Annotated in this window: 13 protein-coding genes; 7 read left to right on the top strand and 6 right to left on the bottom strand. The window is 40.9% G+C overall.

What is annotated here, in order from left to right; all coding sequences use genetic code 11:
* Positions 1 to 326: 326 nt before the first annotated feature.
* Positions 327 to 773 carry a GNAT family N-acetyltransferase gene (locus EG2_RS17605; protein WP_005472624.1) on the bottom strand — a complete coding sequence of 149 codons (447 nt, stop codon included), beginning with the start codon at positions 771 to 773 and terminating at the stop codon, positions 327 to 329.
* 177 nt (positions 774 to 950) lie between these two features.
* Positions 951 to 1,202, bottom strand: a complete 252-nt coding sequence (locus EG2_RS17610) for a hypothetical protein (RefSeq protein ID WP_005472623.1) — start codon at positions 1,200 to 1,202, stop codon at positions 951 to 953.
* Between the two features lie 191 nt (positions 1,203 to 1,393).
* On the opposite strand from EG2_RS17610, the gene EG2_RS17615 reads away from it, so the two are divergent.
* The 4 genes from EG2_RS17615 to EG2_RS17630 all read left to right on the top strand — a co-directional run bounded on the left by EG2_RS17615 (position 1,394) and on the right by EG2_RS17630 (position 4,882).
* Positions 1,394 to 2,773 carry a bifunctional metallophosphatase/5'-nucleotidase gene (locus tag EG2_RS17615; RefSeq protein ID WP_003128780.1) on the top strand — a complete coding sequence of 460 codons (1,380 nt, stop codon included), beginning with the start codon at positions 1,394 to 1,396 and terminating at the stop codon, positions 2,771 to 2,773.
* 85 nt (positions 2,774 to 2,858) lie between these two features.
* Positions 2,859 to 3,470 carry a YutD family protein gene (locus tag EG2_RS17620; RefSeq protein ID WP_003128781.1) on the top strand — a complete coding sequence of 204 codons (612 nt, stop codon included), beginning with the start codon at positions 2,859 to 2,861 and terminating at the stop codon, positions 3,468 to 3,470.
* 3 nt (positions 3,471 to 3,473) lie between these two features.
* Positions 3,474 to 4,244 (top strand): TIGR01457 family HAD-type hydrolase, encoded by a 771-nt coding sequence (locus EG2_RS17625; RefSeq protein ID WP_003128782.1) that lies wholly within the window; start codon positions 3,474 to 3,476, stop codon positions 4,242 to 4,244.
* The gene (locus EG2_RS17630) at positions 4,241 to 4,882 is read left to right on the top strand and encodes a TIGR01906 family membrane protein (RefSeq protein WP_003128784.1); all 642 of its coding nucleotides are present in this window, start codon (positions 4,241 to 4,243) and stop codon (positions 4,880 to 4,882) included. Before EG2_RS17625 ends, EG2_RS17630 begins: the two co-directional genes overlap by 4 nt.
* A 145-nt stretch (positions 4,883 to 5,027) precedes the next feature.
* Here EG2_RS17630 and EG2_RS17635 read toward each other — a convergent pair whose 3' ends face one another.
* The 3 genes from EG2_RS17635 to EG2_RS17645 form a co-directional block, all read right to left on the bottom strand.
* The gene (locus EG2_RS17635; RefSeq protein ID WP_003128785.1) at positions 5,028 to 5,537 is read right to left on the bottom strand and encodes a phosphatidylglycerophosphatase A family protein; all 510 of its coding nucleotides are present in this window, start codon (positions 5,535 to 5,537) and stop codon (positions 5,028 to 5,030) included.
* A 187-nt stretch (positions 5,538 to 5,724) separates the two neighbouring features.
* Positions 5,725 to 6,381: a bis(5'-nucleosyl)-tetraphosphatase (symmetrical) YqeK gene (gene yqeK, locus EG2_RS17640; RefSeq protein WP_029487259.1), complete on the bottom strand. Its 657-nt coding sequence runs from the start codon at positions 6,379 to 6,381 to the stop codon at positions 5,725 to 5,727.
* Between the two features lie 3 nt (positions 6,382 to 6,384).
* Complete coding sequence (locus tag EG2_RS17645) at positions 6,385 to 7,362, bottom strand: NAD(P)/FAD-dependent oxidoreductase (protein ID WP_003128789.1); 978 nt, start codon at positions 7,360 to 7,362, stop codon at positions 6,385 to 6,387.
* Positions 7,363 to 7,507: 145 nt separating this feature from the next.
* Between EG2_RS17645 and EG2_RS17650 the strand changes: the two genes are divergently transcribed.
* Positions 7,508 to 8,092 (top strand): peptidylprolyl isomerase, encoded by a 585-nt coding sequence (locus EG2_RS17650; protein ID WP_003128790.1) that lies wholly within the window; start codon positions 7,508 to 7,510, stop codon positions 8,090 to 8,092.
* Between the two features lie 24 nt (positions 8,093 to 8,116).
* Here the strand turns inward: EG2_RS17650 and EG2_RS17655 are convergent, their stop codons facing one another.
* Complete coding sequence (locus EG2_RS17655; RefSeq protein WP_029487258.1) at positions 8,117 to 9,295, bottom strand: MalY/PatB family protein; 1,179 nt, start codon at positions 9,293 to 9,295, stop codon at positions 8,117 to 8,119.
* An 87-nt stretch (positions 9,296 to 9,382) separates the two neighbouring features.
* On the opposite strand from EG2_RS17655, the gene EG2_RS17660 reads away from it, so the two are divergent.
* Together EG2_RS17660 and EG2_RS17665 are read left to right on the top strand one after the other, a co-directional pair.
* Positions 9,383 to 9,763: a CvfD/Ygs/GSP13 family RNA-binding post-transcriptional regulator gene (locus EG2_RS17660; RefSeq protein WP_003128793.1), complete on the top strand. Its 381-nt coding sequence runs from the start codon at positions 9,383 to 9,385 to the stop codon at positions 9,761 to 9,763.
* Positions 9,764 to 9,830: 67 nt separating this feature from the next.
* Positions 9,831 to 10,193: a hypothetical protein gene (locus tag EG2_RS17665; protein WP_021149210.1), complete on the top strand. Its 363-nt coding sequence runs from the start codon at positions 9,831 to 9,833 to the stop codon at positions 10,191 to 10,193.
* Positions 10,194 to 10,550: the final 357 nt, after the last annotated feature.

Genomic DNA, 10,550 nt, shown 5'->3' on the forward strand with positions numbered 1-10,550 from the left:
TTTTTTTTAATTAACTATTAGCTGATGAAAATCAGCTTTTTTTGTTGCCAAAAAGCAGAACTGCGACTTCTCTAAGTGAGTTCTTCTGAGGGGGTAGACAAACGCCCTTTTTTTATATCCTTCATTCAATAATAAATAAAAAAAGGGGCTGTGCCATAAGTCTCCTACAAGTGAAATCCGAACATGATATAGTATTGCTCTTGCGGTGCAGGGGTTCCTCGTCGCAAAAGTCAGAGGAATCTATCGCAATAGAATATGATACGGTTTCACTTGTTGGATGATGACTTATGGCATAACCTCTTGCTAAAAAGTAACTACTGGAATAGTTATCTGTCTAATCTCATATAAATTAGTGGATATGGATTGCCTTGTTCGTCAAACGCTGTTTTTTTATAAACTTCAAATCCCATGTGTTCATAAAAATCTTTTGCAAGCGGGTTTTGTTCATTCACTGCTAAATCATTAACCAAATATTTTTCTATGCCGTATGTAAGCAATTCTTTGCCTAACCCTTTTCCTCTTTCTTCGTTAGCAATAAAAAGCATTTCAAGATGTTGCTCCACGATCCCCATAAAGCCAACAGGTGCTTGATTTTCGTTTTCTATGAGAATTAAATAGGGGATTTCTTTTAATGCTTGTGGTACATACGTCTTGATTTCTTCTATTTCATGATCTGATAGAAAGAGATGCGTTGCTCTTACAGCACTTTCCCAAATGGTTAATAGCTGTTCTATCAATGGTGCCGTTCTTTCTTTTACCTCTATAATTTTCAAGTTCTTGACCTCCAAAACCTCCGATTTTTTTAATTATATCAAAGAAAAAAGATAAAAACGAAGTGCTGTATATCCAACAGATATACAGCACTTCATGACACGAATGAAGTTAGTTGCAGTCTGAGAACCACTACACCTATAAGCGAGGGGTTCTATTATTGTTTGTAGCAGATCGAATTAGATATAGTCTTCATGCCGAGGGCCATTCCTGCGGATCTCTTCTTGTTCTTCAGCGGATAATTCAGTGAAGATATCACTACCGTCTAAAAACGTGTTCCAATCTGTCCCCATCATCTCATGAAGTGTCTCTGGATCCTCGTCGGATAAACGATGGGAGGTCTCTCCATCCACCGTTTGTTGTTTCTCAGAGGAAGAAGTGTACTTGTGGCCAAAAAGTTTTTCCCACTCTGCTCGTAACTGTTCTAACATCGAAATCCCTCCTTTTTTTTTATTGTAGCACAAGGTCTTTAGAAAGGCGGTCCAAACGCTGGAAACAAAACCTGAATCGAAAAGCATCCCTCTGGTACCTCGCAAAAATTGTGCTATTCTAATAGTAGTTGGAACATTAAGCTGAAGACTTATCAAATAGCCGACAGCAAATGGGTGAGAAGAGGGATAAGATGGAAAAAATCACGCTAGTACACACGAATGATTTGCATTCACATCTGGAGCATTGGCCTAAGATCCGCCGTTATCTTAATCAACGGAAGCAAGAAGCAGATTCGAGTCAAGAAACAGTGATTTCTTTGGATCTAGGAGATTTTGTGGATCGGTGGCATCCATTGACTGAAGCAACGAACGGACAAGCCAATATTGAGCTGATGAACCAAGGACACTATGATGCAGTGACTATTGGCAACAATGAAGGTGTGGGAAATTCCAAAGAAGAGCTTCAGCATCTTTATGATCAAGCGGAGTTTCCTATCTTATTGGCGAACCTTTTCGATAAGAATGATTTGAAACCACCAAAATGGCGGCAGGATTACCAGATCATCGAAACGAATCAAGGGACGAAAGTCGGGCTGATTGCTTTTACGGCACCCTTTCCTTTGACCTATTCACCAAACGGCTGGGATATTCGTGAACCCTTGGAATTGCTGCCTTTATTGATCAATCATTTGCAGCCCCAAGTCGATATTTTAGTCTTGATGAGTCATTTGGGAATCAATGCAGATCGAGCGATCGCGGCTGAGTTTCCTCAGTTGGATGTGATTTTAGGCTCTCATACGCATCACTTATTCGAGACCGGCGAAATCGTCAATGGCGTACAATTGGCAGCAGCGGGGAAATTTGGCTTTTATATTGGTGAAGTAACGATTACGTTAGATGATCAAGGGCAAACTATCGAGCGTTCTGCCCGAGTGATCCCTACAGAGCAGCTTTTAGCTTTTCCGCAAGATGAAGAAGAGATTGCTGGTTATCTTTCTATTGGTCATCGTTTGCTGAAAACGAAACAAGTCGCACAACTTCCGTGGGCGCTTCGTTGTGAAGGGAACGAAGATTCGATTATCCAAGAAGCATTGGCGGCGCTTTGTGTTAGAGGACAAACGGAAGCTGCTGTGTTGAATAGCGGTTTGTTTTTAGGTGATTTACCGGCAGGGCGCATCGACCAGGATCAACTGCATACCATCTTGCCTCATCCGATGCACTTGATTCGAGTGACATTGAAGGGAGCAGATGTGATCCGTTTTGTTTTAGAAATGGAAAAAAATCGGCGCTTTTTACGGAACTATCCAATTGTTGGGATGGGATTTCGTGGGAAAATATTTGGTGAACTGGTTTATAAGGGGATCTCTTATGATGCCATCAATCACCAAGTATTGTGGCAAAACAAAGTAATCAATCCGGTGGAAGAATACCAGATCACATTAGTGGATCATTATTTGTTTATTCCTTTTTTTCCCACGATCGAGATAGCCGGACGCTGTGAATTTTTATTTCCAGAATTTATTCGTACGGTCTTTGGCAGCTACTTAGCACATAAATATCCGATCCAGTAATGAAAAAGTCGGAGGGGAATCTGATACAAGCACGACTATCATTACGTATTAAAACAAGGTATAATAGACAACAGGTGGTGAAAAGATGACCGAAAAACAAACAATTACAGACGAGATCACTTCGGTACTCGAGGAGATCATCGAAGAACCAGAGAAACAGCCGCAAAAAGGCGAACTGGTTACGCTTGTTAATGAAGATGAATTATTGATCGGTACACGCCAATACAAATTGGTGGTAGATTATCGCGAAGGATTTGATCCCCAAAAATTGGGCGAACGGTACAGTGAAGTATTGGCTCGCTACGATTACATCGTAGGGGATTGGGGTTATGAACAGTTGCGTCTAAAAGGTTTTTTTGACAAAGACAATCGCAAAGCATTACCGGATCAGCGGATCGACATGCTAGAGGATTATTTATATGAATACTGTAATTTCGGTTGCGCTTATTTTGTAATTCAACGAGTTGGCGGCAAGAAAGAAAAGAGTACGACCCGACGCCGTAAAAAGAAACCAGCAGCTCAAAGCAATCAAACACGTCCGGCACACATCGATGAGAAACAAGAAGTTGTTTCTCAAAAACAGGTGAAGCCAACGATTAAAAATCGAAAACCAAAAGAAAAAAAGGCGCGATCGACAGAAACGACAGTGAAAAAAACAAATAAAAAAGAATTCACGATCCGTCAACGGGAAGAGTAATTTATGAAATATAAGGGATATTTGATTGATTTAGATGGCACGATCTATTTAGGGAAAGAGCCGATACCAGCAGGCAAACGCTTCGTTGAAGCTTTGCAGAAAAAGGAATTGCCTTTCCTTTTTGTCACAAATAATACGACCCGCAGTCCAGAAACAGTCGCACAACGATTAGCGGATGAATTCGCCATTCATGTGGCGCCTGCAACAATTTATACGGCAAGTTTGGCGACGATCGACTTTATGAAAGACCACGGTCGCGGCAATAAAGTCTTTGTGATCGGCGAAGCAGGATTGATCGACTTGATTTTAGCGGCCGGTTTTGAATGGGATGACCAAAATCCGGATTATGTCGTCGTTGGTTTAGACAATGATGTCACCTACGAAAAGTTTGTCTTAGCCACATTAGCGATTCAAAAAGGGGCTACCTTTATCGGCACCAATCCAGATAAAAATATCCCTACCGAACGGGGATTGTTACCTGGAGCCGGTTCTTTGATCGCAATGGTGGAGACTGCGACACAGACACCGCCGATTTTCATCGGTAAACCGGAAGCAATTATTATGGACAAAGCCGTGGCACACCTTGGTTTACCAAAAGAGGAAGTCATTATGGTGGGAGATAACTATGAGACGGATATTTGCTCGGGGATTCGGAATGGCATTGATTCCCTATTGGTACTATCCGGTTTTACACCGAAATCTGCTGTGCCTCGTTTACCGGAACCCCCAACTTATGTCATTGATTCCTTAGATGAATGGGATTTTGACCAATGAGAAAACAAGTATGGATCGAGCGGCTAGGGATGCTGTGTTTGTTTTTATTTCTGATCAGCTTAGCAATTACGGTAACGATCAATTTTCGCTGGCTATATCATTTTGATATTCAACAGTTGAATATTTTAGATTATACCGACATTTCAAAAGAAGAATTGATAAAAAATTATGGGTTATTGCTGGATTTCTTGAACAATCCATTGAATACGACATTAGCTTTGCCAGATTTTCCGATGTCAGCGGCAGGAGCTGGACATTTCTATGATGTGAAGAAACTATTTTTATTAAACTATGGTGTACTGCTCGTAACGTTGATCCCCAGTTTCATGCTTCTTAGATCTTTTTGGAAAAATGACCAGCGCTGGCGGTTGTTGCGACCATTGCAGTGGGGGATGCTGCTGCCGATTTTCTTTGGTTTCTTGATGGCAATCGGGTTTGATCGATTTTTTGTGACGTTTCATGAGATTTTCTTCAATAATGACGATTGGCTTTTTGATCCAGTAACGGATCCCATCATCAATGTTCTGCCGGAGACGTTCTTCATGCACTGTTTTATTTTATTTTTTGTACTGATTGAACTGTTTTTCTTTGTGATTTACTGGTGGGCAAAACAAAGTCAAAAAAAGACTATTTCATAAGTGAGAAAAGACCTAGAGGATAGCGGGAACGTCAGTCATACTGGCGTTCCTTGCTAGTATCGCGTAACGATTTACACGGTAGTCCCTTCAGGTGTTTCAGACTTGTGGGATAGTCTTTTTTCGATAGTAGCTGATTTTTACAAGTTTATTGAGTGATGTAATGAGACTTGCTTGGATGCTGGTGCGCCAAACGACTAGCTGCCGAAGCTGCGATTGCACCTACAATATCATCTAAGAATGTATGGACCCGGGGGCCTTCATGACTGTTTAATTCTTTTAAAATACCTGGCTTCACTTTATCGATGTAGCCATAGTTGGTGAAACCGATCGAACCGTAGACATTGACAATGGAAAGTGCCAAAATCTCATCGATACCATACAACCCTTCATCATCTTTGACGATTTCCTGCAATGGATGCAAAAGGCTGTTTTCTTCTGCCAATATATCTAACTGGATACCAGTCAAAATCGTGTTGTGAACCTCACGTTTACTGAGGACTGCGTTCACACTTTCAATGCACATATCTAATGTAATACCTTCGATATAATCTTTTTGTAAAAATAAAACAAGTTCGCCGATATCCTGAAGTGATACGCCGCGCTCTGAAAGTAGTTCTCTTGCCTTATCTTCAAGTGTTTTATTCTCTAATACCATGTGATTCCCTCCAATTCTTTTTTCTTACTTCTATCCTATCTTATCTTGCCCGTGGAATCAAAAAATACCGACGAACAGCAACGTAGTCGTTTCTGAACTGTATGAAAAAAAGTCGCAGAGAAATCCTGCGACCGTTCTTTTTATAGCTTTTTTCCTTTTTTATACTAGCTCTTTTTTAAGCTGTTTTTTAATATAGTAGTTTTTGCTTTTTTGGTTTTTTTAATATAGTAGTTTTTGCTTTTTTGGTAAGTAGCTTTTTTTGCAATTGTTGTTTTGCGGCAACTGCCCAAGGGTGGGCCACTAGCAAATCACCAGCAAACAGCCAGTCAAGATAACATAATGCTGCCGCTTCTAAAGAGTTATCAAGTGCAGCCAGTAGCTCCTCTAAAAAAGGTGCCGCATCTGCGCGATCCCATTCGATTTTATCTGCTAGGAAAACAATGAGATCCAGCTTTGAAAAATTTTCCTTAAGTGTCGTGTGGCAGGTAATGGCAGACAAAATCTCAGGGTCAGTGATCCCAAAGAGCTCTTTTGCCAAAGTAGCCGATTGTTTTTGATGCAGCAATAATGGTACTTTTCTTTCTTCCGGCACTATCTCCAAACCGTAATATTCTTGAAATGCGAGACGTTCATCATTGGGAATGACCACGCTGATATCATGAAACAATCCAGCAATCGTTGCTTTCTGGCAGTCGCCACCGAAACGTTTGGCAAGTTGCTCAGCGGCATTGGCTACTTCGAGATGATGTTGGACAGTCGATACTTGGTCAAAGGCTTCTAAGTAAACACGCATTTGGTTTGCAAGGGACGCATCAGGTAAATCAATTTTATACCGACTCAGCATGGTCTACTCCTTGAACAAACTAGTGCTGTGGGCAGGTTGTGTCCGGTTTTTAGGATCAATGTAATGAAGCGCATTGTTGACGGCAGTGGGGGCTTCCCCGAAACCAGTAGCAATCAAATCTACTTTGCCATCGTATAAGACCACATCCCCGCAAGCGTAGATTCCTGGAATGGATGTCCGCATATCTGATGTAACGAATACGCCTTGTCGAGTGCTTTTTAGTCCCCACTCTTTAATGTTCAAAGTCGAAGAAAAACCGTAATTAACGATCAAAGAGTCCACTTGCAAGGAAACAGATTCATCTCCTTTGACTTGCTGCAAAGCAATTTCAGTTAGACGTTTTTCTCCACTGATATCCTGGATAACATAGGGAGTTAGAATGTTGACAGAAGAAGCGCGCAGTTTGTTGACACTATGTTCATGCGCTCGAAATTCTGGGCGACGATGGATCAAATAAACTTCACTAGCGATTGGTTCAAGCATGAGCGCCCAGTCAATCGCTGAATCGCCACCCCCAGCGATAGCAACTTTGCGGCCCGCATACTTCATCAAGTCAGTTACGAAATAGTCGAGTCCATTGCCTTCAAAACGTTCACTGTCGGGTATAGACAGTTTTCTTGGCTGGAAGGAACCATTGCCTAAGGCTAAAATCACTGCTTTGGAATAGTGATTGCCTTTATCTGTGATCAGTTCTAGGTAGTCTTCGTGCTTTTCGATCTGTAAGACGGTTTCCTCCAAACAGTATTGATGATTGAAGGTAGTCAGTTGCTTTTCAAGATTTTGAACCAATTCACCGGCTTTGATCTTTGGATAACCCGGAATATCATATATATATTTCTCAGGATAGAGCGTGGCCAATTGGCCGCCTAGCTGAGGCAGACTGTCGATCAGTTTGGTTTTTGCGTTGCGCATACCGGCGTAGAAGGCAGAGAACATGCCGCTCGGCCCAGCACCAACGATGGTAATATCATATATCTCCATAGTGCATCTCCCTCTGTTGATTGATTATTCTACAGTATCACCTGGACGAATAGCTTCATTATAGCAAAAATTGTCTTAACTAGCATTTTTTCATTTTTCTGCTATCATTGTTTTAGTATTTAGTATAAACAAGGAGGCGTTAAGTGTGTCTGAATTTCCACAGCTACATTTAAAAGAAACAGGTCATAAAGCAGTTATCAAAACGAATCGGGGAGATATCACAGTAGTGCTCTTTCCAGAATTGGCCCCAAAAACCGTGAAAAACTTCGTCGAACTTGCCCAAAAAGGATATTACGACGGTATCATTTTCCACCGCGTTATTCCTGATTTTATGATTCAAGGCGGCGATCCTACCGGTACTGGTATGGGTGGCGAAAGTATTTACGGGGGCAGCTTCGAAGATGAGTTTTCAAAAGAGCTCTTCAATCTTCGCGGAGCATTATCAATGGCTAATGCCGGCCCAAATACAAACGGCAGCCAATTCTTTATTGTCAACAATCAAAACGTACCAGCGAATATGCTTGGTCAATTAGAGGGAGCAGGTTATCCTTCCGAAGTGATCGAAGCATATCAACAAGGTGGAACGCCATGGTTAGACTTCCGTCACACTGTTTTTGGTCATGTTGTAGATGGCATGGATGTAGTGGACGAAATCGCAAACGTTCAACGAGGACCGCAAGACCGTCCTGTTCATGATGTTGTGATCGAAACAATTGAAATCAGTGCATAAAAAAGAACCCCGCGGGGTTCTTTTTTATTGTTTCAGTTCTGTGAATGCAGCAGCAATTTGCAGGAGACCTTTTTGCAGCGTTTCTCGAGGACAAGCCAAGTTGATCCGCATATGTTGCGTTCCGGATGGGCCAAAGTTGATACCTGGATTCAAGACCACTTTTGCTTCTTTGATCAATTTGCGTTGTAACTCTCGGTCAGAAAGACCGTAGGCAGAGAAGTCTAGCCACATAAGATAGGTGCCTTCTGGCTTTTGAAACTTGATTTCAGGTAATTTTTCTACCAAAAACTCACAGGTCCATTCGATATTGGCTGAAAGATAGTTAAGCAATTCATCCAGCCATGCTTCTGACTCTCGATAGGCTGCTTCTGTTGCTACAATACCGAATGTATTGATTTCACTTTGAACATTTTTTTCTTGAACAGTTATGAATTGTTTTTTCAAATCCGGATTTTTGATAAAGATCATTGAATTTTTGATGCCGGCCAAGTTGAATGTTTTGGTTGCTGAAGTTAAAACAATGGAGAAATCAGCAAAAACAGGATCAACTGTCTGAAATGAAACAAATGTATTCGGAGCAAAAACGATGTCTTGATGGATTTCATCGCTGACCACGAGAACATGATGTTTTTGACAGATCGACCCAATTGTTTGCAGCTCCTCTTTTGTCCACACACGACCACCAGGATTGTGTGGATTACACAAAATCATCAGTTTGACATGGTTATCTACAATAGCAGATTCCATTGCAACGGAATCGATTTCGAAATGCCCGTTTTTTTCGATCAACGGGTTGCGCACAAGTTGACGCTGATTTTTTTCAACAACGTCAGCAAATGGTGGGTACACTGGATCATGAATCATTACACTGTCGCCTTCATTGGTATAGCTCTGCACAGCTAATGCGAGACTAGGGACAACACCACTGTTGAACAAAATCTCCTCTTTTTGTAGCGAGTAGTTGTGTTTTCGTTCTTGCCAAGAAATGATTGCTTCGTACAAACTTTCAGGGAAAACAGTATAGCCGTAAATTCCTTGATCAATCACTTGCTGCAGGGCATTCTTGACCGGCTTAGGTGCCAAAAAATCCATGTCGGCTACCCATAACGGCAGTAAACCTTCTTCCTTATAGGTCGTAGCAATACTGTCCCACTTTACACTATTGGTATTTAACCGTGAATGGACATTGTCAAAATTCGTCATATGTACCCCTCCTAGATCGTTTTTTTCTACTACTTCAAATCTAACACTAGTTCAAGTATAATAAAAGATGAAAAGAGAGGAAATCATATGGACTATCAAATCGGAACTATTATTGACGGAACGGTCACAGGTATACAACCATACGGCGCCTTTGTGTCGCTCGATAAAGAAACACAAGGCTTGATCCATGTTTCTGAGATCCAGTCTGGATACACGAAGAATATTCATGATGTTTTGCAAGTGGGCCAGGAGGTGCGCGTACAGATTATCGATATCGATGAATATAGCCAAAAAATCAGTCTGTCCCGCAGAACATTAGAACAAAAATTTGTTCAGCTTCCTTATAAGCGCAAAAGGTATTTTACGAATAAAAACAAACGAATCGGTTTTCGGACGATTGCTGAAGCCTTACCAAAGTGGACAGCAGAAGCCAAAGAGATGCTGGAAAAAGAAAACGGAAAGAGATAATCGTGCATATTTTCTGAAAATGTGCTAAAATTGATTTACAATCAGTTGAATAACCGAGGTGGGTATTTTGGGATCCAAAAAAGTGGCAGGAACAGTTATGATGCACTTGGCAAATGGCTCGAAAAAGTTTTTGATGCAGACGCACGAAGGTACCGCAGAACTGGCATCTACAGACTTCTCTGAAGATAAGACCGGTCTAGCAAATATTTTACAATTGTTTAAAGACAGTATTCATTTAGACGTGACAGCGATCGATCTTGTTGAATTAACCAATGGTTCGATTGATGCTGAGAATATTCCACTTTTTGTTTTTGAAACCCAAGAATCAGGACAAGACAAACAACTACCTGATGGTTATGCGTGGGAAGAACCGAATGTTTTCAGACAAATTATTGAAGATTACAAAATAGAAGGTATGCCATTCTTCTAATCAAATGGATAGAAGACAACTACATAAAAAAGCCGTTGATACGGCTTTTTTTCTTTTCAGAAAATTTATTGGAGAAAAACAGAAAATATGCTTGACCCTCAGAGAGAATAATGGTAAATTTATCAACGTTGGCAAAACACACCGACAGTCAAAACCTTTCAAAAAAACTTTTTGAAAAAAGGGCTTGACCAAAACGGAAACAGATGATATTATAACGAAGTCGCAAATTTAAGAAATCAATTTGGTGCTGATGCAGCAACAAAAAAGATTAAAAAAATTGTTGACAAATAACAATTCATTTGTTATTCTAATGAAGTTGCTGATGACGCACAGGAAGTTGTTGAATAAACACTTTCG

The sequence above is a fragment of the Enterococcus gallinarum NBRC 100675 genome (assembly GCF_001544275.1).
Taxonomy (GTDB): Bacteria; Bacillota; Bacilli; order Lactobacillales; family Enterococcaceae; genus Enterococcus_D; species Enterococcus_D gallinarum.